The sequence below is a fragment of the Haloarcula pellucida genome, from assembly GCF_014647235.1.
Taxonomy (GTDB): Archaea; Halobacteriota; Halobacteria; order Halobacteriales; family Haloarculaceae; genus Haloarcula; species Haloarcula pellucida.
Genome location: NZ_BMOU01000001.1, coordinates 893,636 through 911,843, shown reverse-complemented (window position 1 = coordinate 911,843; position 18,208 = coordinate 893,636). Strand labels below are relative to the sequence as shown.

The 18,208-nt window shown below is 65.3% G+C and carries 19 protein-coding genes; 9 read left to right on the top strand and 10 right to left on the bottom strand.

The annotated features are described in order from the left end of the window. Positions 1 to 14 precede the first annotated feature (14 nt). Positions 15 to 497 (top strand): HTH domain-containing protein, encoded by a 483-nt coding sequence (locus IEY28_RS04710; RefSeq protein WP_188995004.1) that lies wholly within the window; start codon positions 15 to 17, stop codon positions 495 to 497. A gap of 72 nt (positions 498 to 569) precedes the next feature. Continuing rightward, a complete protein-coding gene (locus IEY28_RS04705) occupies positions 570 to 1,022 on the top strand; it encodes an HTH domain-containing protein (protein WP_188995002.1) in 453 nt (150 codons plus the stop codon). On the opposite strand, the gene IEY28_RS04700 is transcribed toward IEY28_RS04705, so the two are convergent. The 6 genes from IEY28_RS04700 to IEY28_RS04675 all read right to left on the bottom strand — a co-directional run bounded on the left by IEY28_RS04700 (position 1,001) and on the right by IEY28_RS04675 (position 6,546). Further along, positions 1,001 to 1,369 carry a Zn-ribbon domain-containing OB-fold protein gene (locus IEY28_RS04700; protein ID WP_188995000.1) on the bottom strand — a complete coding sequence of 123 codons (369 nt, stop codon included), beginning with the start codon at positions 1,367 to 1,369 and terminating at the stop codon, positions 1,001 to 1,003. The two genes, IEY28_RS04705 and IEY28_RS04700, sit on opposite strands and share 22 nt — an antisense overlap. Then, on the bottom strand, positions 1,366 to 2,517 hold the full coding sequence (locus IEY28_RS04695) for a thiolase family protein (protein ID WP_188994998.1): 1,152 nt from the start codon (positions 2,515 to 2,517) through the stop codon (positions 1,366 to 1,368). The genes IEY28_RS04700 and IEY28_RS04695 overlap by 4 nt, the downstream gene beginning before the upstream one ends. A gap of 62 nt (positions 2,518 to 2,579) precedes the next feature. Next, on the bottom strand, positions 2,580 to 3,398 hold the full coding sequence (locus IEY28_RS04690; protein ID WP_188994996.1) for a DUF7551 domain-containing protein: 819 nt from the start codon (positions 3,396 to 3,398) through the stop codon (positions 2,580 to 2,582). Between the two features lies 1 nt (position 3,399). Continuing rightward, a complete protein-coding gene (locus IEY28_RS04685) occupies positions 3,400 to 4,239 on the bottom strand; it encodes an ABC transporter ATP-binding protein (protein ID WP_188994994.1) in 840 nt (279 codons plus the stop codon). Continuing rightward, entirely contained in the window at positions 4,239 to 5,366 is a 1,128-nt protein-coding gene (locus IEY28_RS04680) for a FecCD family ABC transporter permease (RefSeq protein WP_188994992.1), read from the bottom strand. The genes IEY28_RS04685 and IEY28_RS04680 overlap by 1 nt, the downstream gene beginning before the upstream one ends. Before the next feature lie 19 nt (positions 5,367 to 5,385). Then, positions 5,386 to 6,546 (bottom strand): ABC transporter substrate-binding protein, encoded by a 1,161-nt coding sequence (locus IEY28_RS04675; protein WP_188994990.1) that lies wholly within the window; start codon positions 6,544 to 6,546, stop codon positions 5,386 to 5,388. Between the two features lie 131 nt (positions 6,547 to 6,677). On the opposite strand from IEY28_RS04675, the gene IEY28_RS04670 reads away from it, so the two are divergent. Continuing rightward, positions 6,678 to 6,857, top strand: coding sequence for a DUF7836 family putative zinc-binding protein (locus tag IEY28_RS04670; protein ID WP_188994988.1), 180 nt, complete (start codon positions 6,678 to 6,680; stop codon positions 6,855 to 6,857). Here IEY28_RS04670 and IEY28_RS04665 read toward each other — a convergent pair whose 3' ends face one another. From IEY28_RS04665 to fabG, 3 genes are read right to left on the bottom strand one after another with little or no spacing between them, the layout of a single operon-like run. After that, a complete protein-coding gene (locus tag IEY28_RS04665; RefSeq protein WP_188994986.1) occupies positions 6,858 to 7,187 on the bottom strand; it encodes a DUF8022 family protein in 330 nt (109 codons plus the stop codon). Beyond that, positions 7,187 to 8,773: an acyl-CoA carboxylase subunit beta gene (locus IEY28_RS04660; protein WP_188994984.1), complete on the bottom strand. Its 1,587-nt coding sequence runs from the start codon at positions 8,771 to 8,773 to the stop codon at positions 7,187 to 7,189. The genes IEY28_RS04665 and IEY28_RS04660 overlap by 1 nt, the downstream gene beginning before the upstream one ends. A gap of 1 nt (position 8,774) precedes the next feature. Beyond that, the gene (fabG, locus tag IEY28_RS04655; protein WP_188994982.1) at positions 8,775 to 9,518 is read right to left on the bottom strand and encodes a 3-oxoacyl-[acyl-carrier-protein] reductase; all 744 of its coding nucleotides are present in this window, start codon (positions 9,516 to 9,518) and stop codon (positions 8,775 to 8,777) included. A gap of 249 nt (positions 9,519 to 9,767) precedes the next feature. Between fabG and IEY28_RS04650 the strand changes: the two genes are divergently transcribed. From IEY28_RS04650 to IEY28_RS04625, 6 genes are read left to right on the top strand one after another with little or no spacing between them, the layout of a single operon-like run. Further along, positions 9,768 to 10,931 carry an alpha-1 4-glucan-protein synthase gene (locus IEY28_RS04650; RefSeq protein ID WP_188994980.1) on the top strand — a complete coding sequence of 388 codons (1,164 nt, stop codon included), beginning with the start codon at positions 9,768 to 9,770 and terminating at the stop codon, positions 10,929 to 10,931. Between the two features lie 42 nt (positions 10,932 to 10,973). Then, positions 10,974 to 12,152 (top strand): extracellular solute-binding protein, encoded by a 1,179-nt coding sequence (locus IEY28_RS04645; RefSeq protein WP_188994978.1) that lies wholly within the window; start codon positions 10,974 to 10,976, stop codon positions 12,150 to 12,152. A gap of 1 nt (position 12,153) precedes the next feature. Then, positions 12,154 to 13,776 (top strand): ABC transporter permease, encoded by a 1,623-nt coding sequence (locus tag IEY28_RS04640; protein WP_188994976.1) that lies wholly within the window; start codon positions 12,154 to 12,156, stop codon positions 13,774 to 13,776. Position 13,777: 1 nt separating this feature from the next. Further along, positions 13,778 to 14,914, top strand: coding sequence for an ABC transporter ATP-binding protein (locus IEY28_RS04635; RefSeq protein WP_188994974.1), 1,137 nt, complete (start codon positions 13,778 to 13,780; stop codon positions 14,912 to 14,914). Beyond that, a complete protein-coding gene (locus IEY28_RS04630) occupies positions 14,911 to 16,914 on the top strand; it encodes an ArnT family glycosyltransferase (protein WP_188994972.1) in 2,004 nt (667 codons plus the stop codon). Before IEY28_RS04635 ends, IEY28_RS04630 begins: the two co-directional genes overlap by 4 nt. Further along, a complete protein-coding gene (locus IEY28_RS04625; protein ID WP_188994970.1) occupies positions 16,911 to 17,453 on the top strand; it encodes a gluconate 2-dehydrogenase subunit 3 family protein in 543 nt (180 codons plus the stop codon). The genes IEY28_RS04630 and IEY28_RS04625 overlap by 4 nt, the downstream gene beginning before the upstream one ends. 2 nt (positions 17,454 to 17,455) lie before the next feature. Here the strand turns inward: IEY28_RS04625 and IEY28_RS04620 are convergent, their stop codons facing one another. Beyond that, a complete protein-coding gene (locus IEY28_RS04620) occupies positions 17,456 to 18,169 on the bottom strand; it encodes a dolichyl-phosphate hexose transferase (RefSeq protein WP_188994968.1) in 714 nt (237 codons plus the stop codon). Between the last annotated feature and the right edge of the window lie 39 nt (positions 18,170 to 18,208).

The window sequence follows — 18,208 nt, the reverse complement described above, 5'->3', positions numbered from 1 at the left end:
ACCTACAGGTACCGATGCAGAACACAGAGTGTCCAAGGACGCGTCGGGCGGAACTGTTCGTCAGGACTGAGCTACCGGGGCCGTCCCGGAAGCGGCGGACGGCCGTCGAGACACGGTTACAGGAGCTACAGTGCAACGGCGTCATCGACGGGTTCGAGACGACGACGTGGGCAAAGCGCATCCCCATCAGCGGCGCCGGCGACTGTCTGGAGCGGACCCGATACAACGAGTTCGCCGACTGGGCCAGAGCGACGGGCGCCTGTCTCAGCCCGTTTTTCGGCGTCCGGACCTGTTACAGCACCGAGACGGGCGAGCGACGGAAGGAACTCGTCCTCCCAGCCATGTGTCTCGCTATCTACGAGGACGGCGAACTGATACAGGTCGCACCGTTCAGCGAGGACGGCACGCCGAGGTCTATCGACGACTGTCTCGGCGAACTCGGTAACGCCGAGAGTCCGGCACCTACCGGCCCGACGACTGCGTCCACGGCTGACTGACGATGAGGGATACGTACACCGATACGGCTATCTCTGCAACCGACCTAGGACACTCATCCGGTGTACGATACCATGACTCATACCCGTCGGATGACCGTCTACCTTCGGTCACCCGTTCCTGACGAAACCGAACGGCGGCAGGCGAGCGTCCTCGGGCGAACCGACTCGCTTCGCCAGCAGGGCCTTCTCGACGACGTCTCCGTGAAGTACTGGCACCGGCTATCGACGGGAACCGACCCGCGTGAGACCGAGGACATCGCCGCGATGGCGGCGTGGGCCGAGGCCACCGACTGCTCGCTCACGCCGACGTTCGACCGCCACGACCGACACAGCGCGTTCACTGGTGACGATTCGGTGGTGACGCTCCCGGTCATCTGTCTGTCCTACTGGGAAGACGGCGAACTCGTCGGCGTCTACCCCCACCGGGGGTCGTGTGGCCACTGTACCGTAGCCGACGGACTCGATAGAATCGAAGCGGCGTTACAGTCCGGTGAGGCGTTAGCTCACACCGGGTCCCAGCGGTAGCCGCCCCACTCCTGGCTCTCCGGGTTCTCGCGCTTGAGGCCGACGTCGGGGTCCCGCAACTCCTCGACGTAGACTGGCTCCACTTCCGCACCCGTCTCGATTTCCTCCGTGGTCACCTGTCCGAGCGCACGGACCACGTCGCCGTCGACGTCGAACTCGACGATGGCGAGCGTGTTCGGTTGGCGGACGCCCGGCGGCGTCGCCGTGGACTTCGTCCACGTGACGACTTCGCCGCGCTGGTCGGAGAAGTCGAACGTCTCCTCCTGCGGTTCGCCACACTCCGGACAGCGCGGGTGCGTGGGGTACGAGACGTGACCGTTCGGGCACTTCCCTGCTTCGAGAGTCATTCTGCGGCCTCCATGATAGTGGTGATGACACAGTTGCCAAAGCCACCGACGTTACACGCGAGTGCCGTCTCCGCATCGACCTGTCGCGGGCCGGCCTCGCCGACGAGTTGCTCGTAGATCTCGACGCCCTGTGCGACGCCGCTGGCACCCAGTGGGTGGCCCTTCGACTTCAGGCCGCCCGAGGTGTTGATCGGCAGATTGCCGTCTTTCGCCGTGGTGCCGTCCATCGCCAGCTCCCACGCAGTGCCTTGATCCGCGACGCCGATCCCCTCCAACTGGAGGAACTCGAGGATGGTGAACATGTCGTGAAGTTCGGCCACGTCGAGGTCCTCGGGGCCCAGACCGGCCATCTCGTAGGCCTGCTTACTCGACTCCACGACGCCGCCCATGACAGTAGGGTCGTCGCGTTCGTGGACCACGTGAGTGTCCGTCGCCCCGCCGATACCGGAGACGACGGCGTACTCGTCGGTGATCTCCTTCGCTCGCTCTTCCGTGGTGAACATCATCGCGGCGCTCCCGTCCGTGATGGGACAGAAGTCATAGAGCCGAAGCGGATCCGCGATGATTGGCGAATCGAGTGCCTGCTCGACGGTGATCTCCTTCTGGAACTGCGCGTTCGGGTTGTCGACGCCGTTCTTGTGGTTCTTCACCGCCACGCGCGCGAGCGACTCCCTCGGGGCCTCGAACCGTTCGAGGTAGTGACGGGCAGTCATCCCGGCGAACGACGGCAGGGTCACGCCGTGTTTGTACTCCGCTGGATGCGTGATGGAGGCGATGATGTCCGTCGCCTCACCCGTCGTCTTGTGGGTCATCTTCTCCCCACCGACGAGCAGCGTCATCTCGCTTGCACCGGAGGCGATCGATTGCCACGCCTCGTAGATGCCCGCACCGCCCGAGGAGGAGGTCTGGTCGACCCGTTCGCTGTACGCCGGCAAGACGCCGAGGTCGTGGGCCAGCGCGTTCATCACGCCCGTCTGGCCCTCGAACTCGCCGCTCGCCATGTTCGAGACGTACAGATGCTCTACGTCGGTCGGTGTGACACCGGCATCGTCGAGGCATTCTTCGCCCGCTTGGGCGAGGAGTTCCTGTATCCAGGCGTCACGCTGCCCGAACTTCGTCATCGACGCACCGATTACTGCGACTCCCATGTGTGAGCACACTCGGGGGGGTAGTGTATTCGTTACGGTCCCACCAATTGAATGAGACGACGCTACGCCGAGGGCGCGACCGCGAGGCCGCTCCCAGACACCGTCGAGACAGTCGACACGCGGAGTCGCCACCCGTCGCCGAAACGGCTGGCGGACACGATAGCTGGCGGAACGCCGGTCCGCCGGAGTAGTTCCACGGCCACGGGGAGGACTGGACACCGGTCACCGTCCAGCGACGGCCGATACCCAGCGAGTGTGATGCGGTACTGGCTTTCCCCGTGGTCTGGCGTCGGTTCGACGCTGAACGACCGCACGAGGTCACAGGACCGGAGCGTGGTGAGCGCGCTCCGAAGCGGCCGGTCGGCGGTCGACCGCCGCGGCAACCGACCGGCGGCCGCCGAGAGGACCGTCGCCTGCTCGTCCGGCGGTAACGCCTCGTCGATGGCCGTCGCGGTGCTCTCGAGCATCGAGAGACAGAGTCGGGTCCTGTTCTCGGTCGTCTCCGCGGCCTCGAGGTAGGTGTCCATGACCCGGCGCTCGATGCGTCCGTACCGGTTCGAGAGCGTCTCGAACAGTGCGCCGGCCACCCGGTGACAGTACGCCGGAAGGGACTGTGTCACCGTGGCTGTGGTCGACCCCGCAGTGGTCTGGGAGACGACGAGGCCGTGGACGGCGACGTACGGGTCGTACCGCCGGAGTGCGGTTCGGTAGGCGGTCGCGACGCTCGCGGCCTCCGCCGCCGTCTCTCTGTCCGGGAACTGCTTTCCGGTCACCGGTACCGGCGAGTCGCCGGTCCGAGCGCTACGGACGCGGTAGGGACCGACGGCGACGCTCAGTTCGTCGATTCGCGCTCGGATGTCCGCGAGTGTCCGTCCGACCATGTTACAGTGAGTGTTTCGGCACTATCTCGGGGTCAGGCGTGTACCTGACGGCCGCCTCGATGTCGAACACGTCCCGGAGGAGTGCCTCGGTCACCACGTCGGTCGGCGGCCCCCAGTCGTACACGCTGCCGTCGTCGAGCGCGATGAGGTAATCGGCGAACCGCGCGGCCTGCGCGATGTCGTGGAGGACGACGACCACGGTCACGTCTCGTTCCTCGTTCAGCCGCGTCACCGTCTCCATCACCCGTAGCTGGTGGTGTAGGTCGAGGAACGTCGTCGGTTCGTCGAGCAAGAGGACGTCGGTGTCTTGGGCCAGCACCATCGCGATGAAGACCAACTGCTTCTGGCCGCCCGAGAGGTTCCCGACGGGCTCTTCCCGGAGGTCCTCGACGCCAGCGAGGTCGATGGCGCGGGCGATGGCTTCGGCGTCGGATTCACCGAGCGATTCGAAGAAACCGCGATACGGGTAGCGACCGTGGGCGACGAGGTTCTCTACGGTGACCGTCTCGGGCGCGTCGTTCTCCTGTGAGAGATGCCCAAGCTCACGGGCGAGGGCCTTCTGGTCGTAGGTCTGGACGTCTTTGCCCTCCAGCAAGACCTCGCCCTCGTCGGGACCGAGTTGCCGAGCGAGCGTCTTCAGGAGGGTGCTCTTGCCACTGCCGTTCGGGCCGACCAGCGCCGTTATCTCGCCACGTGGTACGTCGATGCGGTCGACGGTGACGACGGGTTCGTCGGTACTCGCGTAACCGATTTCGAGGTCGGACCCGACCACGGCACTGTCGGCGGGCTGTGCCTCCGAATCCGAGTTCGTCAACGGGTCGTTCGTATCGGGTGTCTGCATCAGAGTTCACCGAGTTGTCGTTGTTTTTGCATCAGATAGAGGAAGTACGGGCCACCGAGCAATCCGGTGACGATACCGACCGGGAGCTGGATGGGCGAGAGCGCGAGGCGCGCGCCGACGTCGGCGGCGGTCACGAGCGCGGGGCCGGCGAAGACACAGCCGATGACGAGCCGGCGGTAGTCGGTCCCGACGATGTTGCGCACGAGGTGTGGCACGACGAGGCCGACGAAACCGACCAGCCCAGCCACGGCGACGGAGATGGCCGTCGCGGCGATAGCGAGCGCCGAGAGCCCAAACCGAACGCGCTCGACCCGCATCCCGAGCGAACTCGCGGCCTGTTCGCCGAGCAGGAGGACGTTCAGTTGGCGTGACCCCGCGACAGCCAGTGTGAGAGCGAGGACCGTCCACGGCAGTGCCAGCCGGACCTCGCTCCAACTCGTCCCCGTCAGCGACCCCGTTAGCCACGACAGCGCCGTCTGGACGACGCCGGTGTTGCCGGCAAAGAAGAACAGCCCGGTCTGTAACGACTGGCCGATGGTCGCGACGACGATGCCGGCGAGGATGAGGCGTACCGGGCTGGTCCCGTTCTGCCAGGCGATGGCGTACACGAGCAGGAACGCCGCCGTACCGCCCACCGCGGCGACGAACGGGAGGTACGACGAGAGGACGGGCACGAGGATGAGGACGACGAGCACCGCGAGGCCCGCACCTGCCGAGACGCCGAGGACGTAGGGGCTGGCGAGTTCGTTGCGCGTGATCGCCTGAAAGATGGCGCCGGCCACGGCGAGGTTCGCACCCACCATGACGCCCACGAGGATGCGCGGGAGCCGTATCTTCCAGAGGATGAGCGTACTGTTCGCCACGTCCGGGAACTCGCCGCCGAGGAGGAGTCCCGCCAGAACCCGCGGGTCCGCCACGATAGCGGGGTCGGTCAGCCCGGCGATCACCTCCGCCGGGGTCATCGGGTACGAGCCGTACCGTAGTTGAACGAACGACGCGACGACGAATACGACGGTGCTCCCGAGGGCGAGGAGCCCGAGTTGGCGGTCGAGCAGGACGCGCCAGCCGTCGGAGACGCCACTCACGTTGTCGCCGGGCCCGCTGTCGCCGTGGGACTCGTGGGTCATCTGGTGGTGCGCCTCGGTATCAGAAGTTCCCGGTTACGATTTCGGAGACGCGACCGCGGTCGAACAGCGTCTCGTCGCTCGTCACTTCGCCGAACGTCTCGGGGAACAGCTGTTGTGCCGCCCGTTCGGTGAGGAAGAGGTTCTGAATCGGCCCCTGATGGAGGAACCCGCCGCGGTAGACGCGCCCGTTCTGGACGCACGAGAGTTTGCTCGCGACGTCGTGGTCTCGCATGTAGGCGAGGACCGTGTTGCGGAACTCCTCGGCGGACTTGCGCTCGTGCCCTCTGACCAGTAGTACGTCGGGGTCGACGTTGAGCATCGATTCGTAGTCGATTTTGCCCCTGTCGGACGTACTCAGGCCGTCGATACCCGTGCCGGCGAGCGCGTCGCCGACGCCGAGGTCGTGCCACTGCTTCTTGCTGGTTCCCTTGTCCGTGATGCGATACGGCGAGAACTGCTCGGGTTGGTCCGCGCCGGCGTACGTCAACAGGACGTTCGGGCGCTCGCCGGCCGACGGGAGTTGCGTCTGTACCTTCGTGATGAACTCGTCGTGGAGCGAGGCGAACTGCTCGTAGCGCTCGGTCTCCTTGAACAGGTTCGCCAGTTTCCCGAACGCCTCGTACATCGTGTAGTAGCGGTAGTCGTGCCACTCGTCCTCGCGTCGGAAGTTGAGGTTCCCGAAGAACGGCGCGACGGCCTCGCGAATATCCTCGACGTCGCTCTCGGACCACCCGAACCAGTTGATGAGCATCTTCGGGTCCATCAGGTGGACGTCGTTCTCCAGCGCGTAGAACGGCTCTTTGGGGATGGTGTCGCCCAGTAGTTCGTTCTCGGTGAGCGTCGAGCGGTCGACGTTCACACCGTCCAGTTCGTCGTAGACGTAGGTGTAGTACCGGTCTGCGTACCCGATGCCGGTGATGCCGTCGGCCTGTCCGAGCGCGACGGCCATGTCGGCGTACGCGCCGTCGTAGGCGATCCACTTCTCGGGGACGGACTCGAACGTCACCTCGCCCATCGGGGCCATCGAAACCGAGTAGGAACTGCTTTCGGTGGTGGTCGTCGATCCCGTCGTTCCGTTCTCCGAGTTCGTTCCGTCCGTCTCGCTGCTACCCTGCGAACAGCCAGCGAAGAGTCCTGTGAGTGCGATACCACCAGTCTTCACGAAGTCGCGACGATCCATGCTTAGGTTTAGGCCACCCTAATTGTGATAAAGGTTCCTATCTTTAGGCAACCCTAAACAGTCGCGGAGTGCGTTGTCGGCTGGTGCCAATCCGCACAAAGTATATCACTGCGCCCTGTCCAGATTCTCCTATGCAGGAGGCATGGGTTCAACTGCAGTGTCCCGATTGCGAGGAGAACTGGGAAGCGAACGTCGCCGACCTCTCCAGCCCCGATACGACGTTCGCGTGCAAGGACTGCGGCCACGAACGGCGCCTCGCGGAGTTCATGAAGACGGCCCGTGACCTCGAAGTGTTAGAACAGTTCGAGTAATCAGTACCGCGCTCGCGCCGCTGCTTTCCACTCGTCGCCCCGTTCGACGTTCTCGGGGCGACGCCGTTTTCCGAAGCGCTCCAGTCGGCCGGCCAGTTTCCAGTCGTCGACGTACTCGACGGTCTGCCTACTGGCGGCCGCCGCGGCGGCCGCGCGCTGCCGGTCGGTGACGTGGGCGCCGACGGCGGCGGTGATGGCCGCCGCCTCCGAGGCCGTCGCGTCGTCGGGTATCGAGACGGCCAGTTCACCGTCCTCGACGGTAACGGTCACCCCCTGGGGGGCCTCGTCGACGGACTGCTCGGCCGTTTCGGGTTGTTCGAGCGACGACATCAGAGCGGGATGTTCCCGTGGTCTTTCGGTGGGGTGTCTTCGCGCTTGCGCTGGAGGAGGTCGAGGTCGTCGATGAGGCGCTTGCGCGTGTCCTTCGGTTCGATGACGTCGTCGAGGTAGCCGCGCTTGGCCGGGCCGTAGGGGTGGGCGAACTCCTCGCGGAAGTCGTCCATCAGCGCCTGCCGTTTGGCGTCGGGGTCGTCGGCGTTGGCGATCTCCTTGCGATAGAGGATGTTGACGGCCCCGCGCGGGCCGAGAACGGCCATCTCCGACCCCGGCCACGCGTAGTTGACGTCGCTGCCGAGGAACTTCGACGACATCACGATGTAGGCGCCACCGTAGGCTTTGCGGACCACTACCGAGAGGAGCGGGACCGTCGCTTCGGCGTAGGCGTAGATGAGTTTCGCCCCCCGTCGAATGATGCCGTTGTGCTCTTGGTCGGTGCCGGGCATGAACCCGGGGACGTCGACGAAGGTGAGGATAGGGATGTTGAACGAGTCACAGAACCGGACGAAGCGGGCGGCCTTCTCTGCGGCGTCTATGTCCAGCGTTCCGGCGCTCACTCGTGGCTGGTTCGCGACGACGCCGACCGACTGGCCGTCCATCCGAGCGAACCCGGTGATGACGTTGCGCGCCCAGTTGCCGTGGACCTCGAACAACGATTCCTCGTCGACGATGCGCCCGAGGACCTGACTCATGTCGTAGGGTTTGCGCGGCGCCGAGGGGACGATGTCCGTGACCTCCGGTACTTCGCGGTCCGGTTCGTCCCACGGCTTGACCCGCGGGGGGTCCTCCATGTTGTTCTGCGGGAGGTACGAGAGGAGTCGGCGGATGTTCTCCAGTGCCTCCTCCTCGGAGGGGTACGAGAAGTGGGCGACGCCGGACTTCGTCGAGTGGGAACTGGCGCCGCCGAGTTCCTCTTTGGACACCTGCTCTCCGGTGACCGTCTCGATGACGTCCGGCCCGGTGATGAACATGTGGCTGGTGTCCTGCACCATGAAGGTAAAGTCCGTCAGCGCCGGGGAGTACGTCGCACCGCCGGCACACGGCCCCATGATGGCCGAAATCTGTGGAATGAGGCCGCTCGCCTTCGTGTTGCGCTCGAAGATCTTCGCGAACCCGACCAGCGAGTCGACGCCCTCCTGAATGCGTGCGCCGCCGGAGTCGTTCAGGCCGATGACGGGGACGCCGTTCTCGATGGCCTTGTCCATCACCTTGCAGATCTTGTCGGCGACGACTTCGCCGACTGAGCCACCGAGGACGGTGAAGTCGTGGGCGAAGAGGAACACCTTCCGTCCGTCGACTTCGCCGTAGCCCGTGACGACGGCGTCGCCGGCGTAGCGTTTCTCCTCCATCCCGAAGTTCGTCGAGCGGTGTTCGACGAACGGGTCGACCTCGTTGAACGTCCCCTCGTCGACGAGGAAGTCGATACGCTCGCGGGCGGTCATCTTGCCCTTCTCGTGTTGGGCCTCGATGCGCGCCTCGCCGCCGCCGAGTTCGGCCTGCCGGCGCTTCTCGCGCAGTTCCTCGACTGGGTCGCTGGCCGATTCGCTCTCGTCTGCGTCCGGGTCTTCCTGTTTGCTCATGTTACCACTCCATCCCGCCGTTGACGCCGAGTACCTGTCCGGTCATGTAACTGGACTCCTCGCTGGCGACGAACCGCACGATGCCCGCGATGTCTTCGACAGTGGCAAAGCGGTCGAGCGGAATCTCGCGGAGTATCTTCTCCTGTACACGCTCTGGTACCTCCTCTAGCATGTCCGTCTCGACGAATCCCGGTGCGACGCAGTTGGCTGTCGCCCCGGTGTGTGCGAGTTCGAGAGCGAGCGTCCGCGTGAAACCGAACAGGCCCGATTTCGTCGTCGCGTAGTTGGCCTGCCCGATGTTCCCCTGCTGACCGACGACGCTAGAGATGTTGATGAGACGGCCGTGTTCGGCCTCCTTGATGTCGTCGTAGAACGCATCGGTACAGTTGAACACCCCGCCGAGGTTGACGTCGATGACCGTATCCCAGTCCTCGCGGGTCATGTTCTCGAACTTCTTATCGATGGTGATGCCCGCGTTGTTGACGAGGACGTCGGCCGGTCCGTACTCGTCGACCACCTTCTCTCGCATGGCCTGCACTTCGTCGGGTTTCGCGACATCGGCCTGTGCGGCGATGGCTTCGCCGCCCTCCTCTCGGATGCTCTCGACGACAGCCCGCGCTTCGGCCTCGGAAGACCGGTAGTTGACGACGACGTTGGCCCCGTTTCTGCCGAGGTCCTTCGCGATGCCGCGTCCGATGCCTCGTGATGACCCTGTAACCACGCAGGTCTGGTTGTCGAGGTTCATAGTTCTTCGATGTGACCCCCGTTGCTTGATGCACTCATCTCTCGACTAGGAGGGCAAAGCACAGCCAAATAATAGTTCGCCTTAGACGCCTTTAATCGTCGTCGCGTGAATATAATCACCTTGGGTGACACTACCATCGTGATTCTCGAGTTACAGACTCACGAAGGAACGAAACCGTGAAGCCGGTGGCCGCTCCGTCTGAACGATAACGACACGCTCTTTAGGGCGCCCTAAAGATGTTGGGGCACGATGAGCGAGGACATCTGTGTCGTGGTGCCGACGATACGGAACCACGAGTGCATGCGACAGTACTTCGAGAACGCCCGCACCCACGGGTTCGACCTGGACCGACTGTTCGTCGTTCTGGTCACAGAAGACTTCTGTGACACCGACGCCATGGCCGAGATGCTCTCCGATGCGGGCGTCTCCGGTGTCGTCTTCGACGGCGAGGCCCGCGCCGAGTGGTTCGACCAACAGGGCATAGCCGAGTACGACCACCTCATTCCCGAGGCCAGTCACGCACAGACGTCGTTCGGCCTCCTGTACCTCTGGGCCAACGACTTCGAGTACGGCGTGTTCATCGACGACGACACGCTCCCCCACGAGGACGTCGACTTCTTCGGCACCCACATGGCGAACCTCGCCTTCGAGGGCGAGATCGAGACCGTCAGCTCCGACGAGGACTGGGTGAACGTCCTCTACCAGAACGAGGACGACCACGGCCTGTACCCCCGCGGGTACCCCTACGCGGCGATGGACGAGACAGTCGAGACGGCGACCACGTACGTCGACGACGTTGTCGCCTCACAGGGCCTCTGGACGAACGTCCCCGACCTCGACGCCGTCCGCATCCTGATGGACGGCGACCTGCAGGGGCAGGCCCAGACCCGAACCGACGAGACGGACTTCGGCGAGGACTTCGTCGCCGCCGAAGGGAACTACCTCACGGTCTGTTCGATGAACCTCGCCTTCCGCCGGGAAGTCGTCCCGGCGTTCTACCAGTTGCCGATGGACGACAACGAGTGGGACGTCGGCCGTTTCGACGACATCTGGTCGGGCCTGTTCCTCAAACGGGCCTGTGACGTCCTCGGCAAGCAGATTTACAACGGCGACCCGCTCTGTGAGCACAACAAGGCCCCACGCTCGACGTTCTCGGACCTCACCAACGAGGTCCACGGCCTCGAACTCAACGAACACGTCTACGAGGAGACAGACGCCGTCGGCGACGACGCCGACTCCTACGCCGACGTGTTCGAGGCGATGGGCGAACGACTCACGGAGGGCGATTTCAGTGACTGGGAAAACGGTGCCTTCCTTAACTACTGCGGGGAGTTCATGCTCGACTGGCTGGACTGCCTCGACGAACTGGCGGCCAACGAGACGGACCGTGTCCCGGCGACGGCGGACGACTAGAAACGCAACTATTTAGGCAAACCTAAAACAATATTGACAACGATGACTGACTCTCACGACGACGCGTCCGGCCGGGCTGTCGCCCCCGCGTCTCGGCGGCGATTCCTCGCGCTCGGTGGCGCGTCGCTCGCCACTGCGCTCACTGGCTGTTCCGGTATTCTCAACAACGGCGGCGGAAGTTCGAGTGGTGCCGTCTCACTGGCCGACTTCCGCGGCTCCGGCCCGTTGGTCGAACAGCGCGAGTCGCCAAGTGGGACGTCTATCGAGGACCTTCCGGACCTGGAGGGCGAACTGACCCTGTACCTCGGCGGCGGCGAAGGCGGCCTCTATCTCGACCTCATCGAACTGCTGGAGCGAAAGTACGAGAACTTCTCGGCGAGCCATCGCCTCGAACCCTCCAGCGACCTCGCGAACACTATCATCGAGGAGTACGAGGCAGACGCGACGCAGGCCGACGTGTTCATGGCCGTCGACGCCGGGTCGCTCGGCGCGGTTGCGAACGCCGGTGCGACCGCACCCCTACCGGAGGAGGCGCTCTCTGCCGTCCCGGAGGACTTCCAGGACGGGCAGGGCCGCTGGGTCGGTATCGCCGGTCGCGCCCGCTCGATTCCGTACAACACGGACCAGTTCTCGGCGTCGGAGATTCCGTCGACGGTCCAGCAGTTCCCCGAGACGGCGGCGTTACAGGGGACGATGGGATGGGCACCGACCTACAGCGCGTTCCAGTCGTTCGTCACCGCGATGCGTCTCCTCCGCGACGACGACGAGACGAGGAGGTGGCTGCAGGCGATGCTCGACCACGGCATCACGGAGTACAACAACGAGTTCGTCGTCTCGAACACCGTGGCCGACGGCACCATCGGGGCCGGCTTTGCCAACCACTACTACGCGCTTCGCGTGCAGTCGGGCCGTCCCGACGCCCCCATCGCGCTGGCGTTCACCGAGGGCGACGCGGGCGCACTCGTCAACGTCTCCGGCCTCGAGATCGTACAGGGGACGGACAACAGCGAACTGGCCGCGAACTTCGTCAGGCACGTCCTCTCCGCGGAGGCACAGGAGTTCTTCGCCACCCGGACGTTCGCCTATCCGATGATACCCGGCGTCGCCCCGGTCGGCGACCTCCCGCGAATCGACGAGCTGAATCCGCCGGACATCGACCTCACGGAACTGGCCGACGTCTCGGGCACCGTCGACCTGATGCGGGACGCCGGCGTCCTCTAACATGAGCGCGAGTGACCGCTTCGAGCAACTACGGGAGCAGGCAAACGGGACGGCGAGCGACGCGTCGTCACAGGCCCCGCCGGTGCTCACGGTGGTCACTATCGCACTCTCGTTGCTGTTGGTGTCGCCGCTGGTCTGGCTCGCTATCCACGCAAGCGAGATGCCGACGCATCGCATCGTCGCGCTCGTCACCGGCGAGACGGCCATCGGCGTCACGATAAACACGCTCGTCCTCGTCACGGCGGTCACTGGCGTCTCGATACTCGTCGGCGTCCCGCTGGCGATTCTCACGGTGCAGACCGACCTCCCGTTCCGGCGGTTCTGGACAGTCACGTCGGCGCTCCCGCTGGTCGTCCCGAGTTACATCGGCGCGTTCGCCTTCGTCTCGGCGTTCGGCCCACGCGGGGAACTCGCCGACCTGCTCGCACCGTTCGGCGTCGAGCAGATTCCGCCGATATTCGGGCTCCACGGGACGGTGCTGGTACTGACGCTGTTTACGTACCCCTACGTGTTTCTCACGACGCGCGCGTCGTTGCTCTCGTTCGACGGCACCGTCGTCGAGGCAGCCCGGACGCTGAACCACACGCGCTGGGAGGCGTTCAAGCGTGTCACGTTCCCCCAGATTGCGCCGGGTATCGCGGCGGGGGCCCTGTTGGTGGCGCTGTACACGCTGTCTGACTTCGGGACGCCGGCCATCATGCAGTACGACGTGTTCACGCGGATGATATTCACGGAGCAACAGGCGCGGAACCTAGACTCCGCCGCCGTGCTCTCGATACTACTGCTCGTGATGGCGATGGGCATCCTCGGCGTCGAGTCGCGCATCAGCGCCGGCCGCGACGGCGCCTACGTCAGCAGCGGCGACCGCAGGCCCGGCACCATCCGGTTGGGCTACTGGAAACTGCCGGCGACGCTGTTCTGTGCGGCCATCGCCACGCTCTGTCTGGCGCTCCCGATCGGGATTCTCACGCAGTGGCTCCTCCGGTCCGAGTCGACGGCGCCGGGGCAGTTCACGTTCGGCCTGACGCCGATACTCAACTCCGTCGGGCTGGCGGCCGCGGCGGCGGCCATCTGTGTCGTGGTCGCGCTCCCTATCGCGTACCTCGCTGCTCGCGGTGACAGCGGCCTGTCCTCGCTCCCCGAACGCATATCCTACGTCGGCTATGCCGTTCCGGGCGTGGTCATCGGTCTCTCGCTCATCTACCTCGCGCTCCGGTTCGTCCCGTTTCTCTATCAGAGCGTCATCGTGCTGGTGTTCGCGTACGTCGTCCGGTTCCTCCCGCAGGCCGTCGGGACGACGGAGTCGTCGATCCTACAGGTCGACCCGAGCTACATCGAGGCCGCCCGGTCGCTGGGCTACGCGCCGCTCTCGGCGTTTCGCGAAGTGGTGTTGCCACTGGTCGCACCGGGTATCGCGGCCGGCGCGGCGCTGGTGTTCCTGACGACGATGAAGGAATTGCCGGCAACGCTGATGTTACGCCCCACGGGCTTCGAGACTATCGTCACGTACATCTGGCTCGTCCGGGGCGCGGCATACCAGGGACAGGCGGCGGTCCCCGCCCTGATTCTGGTCGGCGTGTCGGGACTCTCGATGCTCGTCATCCTCAGACAGGAGCGAAGGTAACATGGCAAAACAACAGACATCACAGCAACTCTCGGAGTTCGAAACGGTCGAAACGTCGGTATCTGACCCCGACCACACGGTCTTAGAGGTGAGCGGCGTCAGTAAAGACTACGCACAGGAGGAGGCCGTCTCGGACCTCTCGCTCGAAGTCAAGGAGGGCGAACTCCTGACGCTGCTTGGCCCCTCCGGCTGTGGGAAGACGACCACGCTCAGGATGATCGCGGGGCTCGAGGAACCGACGAGTGGCACCATCGCTATCGCCGACGAGAAGGTGGCCGGTGACCCCGACGGGACGTTCCGCAAGCCGGAGGAACGCGACGTCGGCATCGTCTTTCAGGACTACGCCCTCTTTCCGCACCTCTCGGTCGCCGAGAACATCGCCTTCGGCCTGACCGACATGGACGACGCCGACACCGACCAGCGGGTCGACGACCTCCTCGAACTCGTGGACCTCGAAGCCCACCACGACAAGATGCCGAGCCAGCTCTCGGGCGGCCAGCAACAGCGCGTCGCACTCGCGCGCTCGCTGGCCCCCGAACCGGACGTCCTCCTGCTGGACGAACCCTTCTCGAACCTCGACGTCCGCCTCCGGGTCGAGATGCGCGAAGAGGTTCGCAAGATTCTGAAGCGGGCGGGCGTCACCGCCATCTCTGTGACTCACGACCAGGAGGAGGCGCTGTCCATCAGCGACCGGGTGGCCATCATGAACGACGGCGACATCGCGCAGGTCGGCGACCCGGCGAAGGTGTTCGAGAACCCCGAGAGCCGCTTCGTCGCCAGTTTCCTCGGACAGGCGAGTTTCCTCTCTGCCCGCGTCACCGACGAGCAGTTGGAGACCGGACTGGGATCGTTCGACCTCGAACTGCTGAACGGCCCCATCGAGGCCTACGACGGCGCGATGATAGACGTCCTCGTCCGCCCGGACGACTTACAGGCGGTTCCGACCAGTGAACCGAAAGCCGACGGCTACGTCGTCCACCGACAGTACAACGGCCCCTCGTTCATCTACCGGGTCGAACTCCACAGTGGCGACGTCGTCCACTGTATGCACAACCACGTCGAGACGTTCGAGGCCGGCCAGCCAGTCGAAGTCGACCTCGCCGCCGACCACGAACTGGCCTGGTACCCCGCGGAATGAACCGTCTGCGGCGGCCACGGGTCCAGGCTGCCGTCGTCGCCCTGCTGGGTGGCGCCCTCGTCTTCGCCGTCTCGCACCTCGTCTTTCCGTACCACACGAGCAACCACGACGAAGCGGTGTACCTCCAGCAAGCCGCGATGCTGCTGGAGGGGCGGTTGTTCCTCCAGCCACCCGTCGACGGCGTCTTCCGCCCGTGGTTCTTCGTCGAGAGCGAGCGCGGCCTCTACTCGAAGTACACGCCGGTTCCGGCCGCGATGTTCGCCGCTGGCAAACTGCTCGGGGGATACCGAGTCGCGCTCGGACTCGTCGCCACGGGCGTCCTCGCGGGCACCTATCACACCGTCCGCGAAGCCTTCGACCAGCGGACTGGCGTCGTCGCTAGCGTCCTCATGCTCGCGTCGCCGCTGTTCCTCGTCGACGCCTCGGTGTTTCTCTCCTACGTCCCGACGACGTTCTGGAACCTCGGGTTCGCCGCGAGTTACCTCCACGCCGACCGGACCGGGAGTCGCCGGACCGGCGCGCTCGCCGGCGTCTGCGTCGGCATCGCGTTCTTCGCCCGACCGTTCACGGCAGTCCTGTTCGCGACGCCGTTCATCCTGCACGCGCTCTGGTCGCTCCGGTCGCTGGACCGCACGGTCGTCGAACGCGTCGGTCTCACCGCGGTGTTCGGCCTCGGGGGCGTCCTGTTAGCGCTGGGCTATAACACCCTCACCACCGGCGACCCGCTCGTCTTCCCGTATCAGGCGTTCGCCCCGAACGACGGCCTCGGGTTCGGTGAGCGGTCCATTCTGGGGTACTCCCGGGAGTTCACGCCCGCGCTCTCGATCACGGCCAACGTCGAACTGCTCTGGAAGTTCGCGACGCAGTGGGTCGTCGCTGGACCGCTCGGAACCCTCGCGGCCGCAATCGGCGTCGCTGTCGCACGTCGGCGGGGGTTCGACGCCCGGCAACTGGCGCTCGCCGGCGCGTTTCTGACAGTGCCGCTCGGGAACCTCTACTTCTGGGGGACGGTCAACATGCTCGGCGCCCTCTCGGACCCGACGGACGGTCTCGTTCGCTTCCTCGGCCCGTACTACCACGTCGACCTGCTCGTCCCGACGGTCGCGTTCGGTGCCGTCGGCGTCCTGTGGACCGCTGACCGCGTTCGAACGGCAGTCGAAGGGGGCGTCTCCGAAGACCGCGTCCGTCCGGCACTCGCGGCGCTCACGCTCGTCTGTGCGGCGGTCGGTGGCGGGGCGGCCGCCGTCGCACTCGGGGAACCCATACAGGACAACTACACCGTCACCCAGCAGTACGAGCAGGCCTACGACCCCTTCGAGGAGCGTGCTCTCTCGAACAGCGTCGTGTTCCTCCCGACGCCGTACGGCGACTGGCTGAACCACCCGTTTCAGCCCCTTCGTAACGACCCGGGATTCGACGGCGACACCGTCTACGCCATGCAAGACCGGCAGTTCGACGTCGTCGAGAGCTATCCGGACCGGCAGTACTACCGCTACGGCTATCGGGGCGAGTGGATACCGTACCTCGGCCAACCGGTCGAACCGACGCTCCAACGCGTCCGCCACGCCGAGGGCGAGTCGGTGACGACGAGGGTCGACGCCACGGTCCCGGACCAGGCACTTCTCACGTCGATTCGACTCACGAACGGCGAGCAGAACGCCTACACCACGATTAGCGGGACCGAACCGCTGGATCTCGGACTGGTGACCGACGGCAACAGCACGCGCCTTCGCGGCACGGGCGTAAACGGCACTGTCGCGGTCCCGACGCCCGAGCGCGGCACCGTGACGATGATCGCGTTCGTCGATTACGGCACCGGATCGGGGTTCAAGTATCGGGTGGTCCTCCCCGTCGACCAGCACAACGGTACGGTGCAGGCGCTCACGCCCCGACTCGAAGTGTGCTGGTCCGAACGACGGTGTGGCGGGCAGGCGGCCTACGTGCCCGGCAGTCACCGGTACGGCATCGAGATGAACGTGACGCTGGAGGCAACAGCATGACCGAGTACGAACTGACGAGGCGAGACGCGTTGAAAGCCCTCGGTGCGGCGGGTATCACCGTCGCGGGCGGTGTTACCGCACTGTCGTGGAGCGACCGGAGTACCGACGCGGAGAACGAGTTCGGGGACCACGAACGGCGGACGGTCTACGCCGTCGCCGCGACCGTCTACCCCAGCGAGTTAGCGGGCATCGAAGACTTCGTCGACGCCTACGTCGCGGGTCGGTTGAACGCCGATTCGACGCGCGCCGCGGCGATGGCCGACGCCGTCGCCGCCCTCGACGAGTACGCCAGCGAGTGGGAAGGCGACGAGTTCGTCGCGCTCGACCCGGCCACGCAGGACGAGACGCTCGGTGCGATGGGCGTCCGGATAGCGACGCCGGACCCCGACGGCGACCCGCGCCAGCGAGTTCGGTACTACCTCGTCAACGACCTCCTGTTCGCGCTGTACAGTTCGCCGACTGGCGGGCGACTCGTCGGCATCGAGAACCCGCAGGGCCACCCCGGCGGGACGCGAAGTTACCGCCGGCCGCCCGAGTAACGTTACCGGAACCGCTCTTCGAGCGCGACGCGGACGATTGACCCGGCGATTTCGAGGCCGCCGGAGAACGGGTCGAGTTTCGTCTCCCCCTTTCGCTCGTCGTACTCGATGGGTCGTTCCCGAACGTCGTAGCCGCGCATCAGCGGCCGCATCAGCAGTTCTGCCGAGAGGCCCGTGTTCTCCGTCCAGCGAATCTTCTGGACGACCTCGCGCCGGTAGGCACGCATCCCCGTCGTCGTGTCGTGGACGCGCTTGTTCATGAGGACGCTCGCGAGCAGTGCGAACAGTTCGTTGCCGAGTTTGTTGATGCCGGGCATCTCCTCGGCGCCGTAGTAGAGGCGGTCTCCGCTGACCACGTCGGCACCGTCGTTTATCTCCGCGAGGAAGTCCGGCAGGCGCTCCATCGGGTACGTGTCGTCACAGTCCGTCGTGACCACGACCGACCGGTCGGGTGCCAAGATGGCCTCTCGGACGGCGACGCCGTAGCCTTGCGGTTCCTGTTCGATGACGGTCGCTCCGTGGTCGCGCGCTATCTCTGGCGTCCGGTCGCTCGACCCGTCGACGCAGACGACTTCCGCCCGACCGTCGGTCACGTCGTCGATATCCGAGAGTACCGCCCCGATAGCTTCCGCCTCGTTGTACGTGCCCATCACGACCGCCAGGTCGTCGAACGTGTACTCGGACGCACTCGCCGTGACGCCCTGCTGTGTACTCATTACCGGGCACTCTCTGCTGGTCCCTCTTGAACTTTTAGG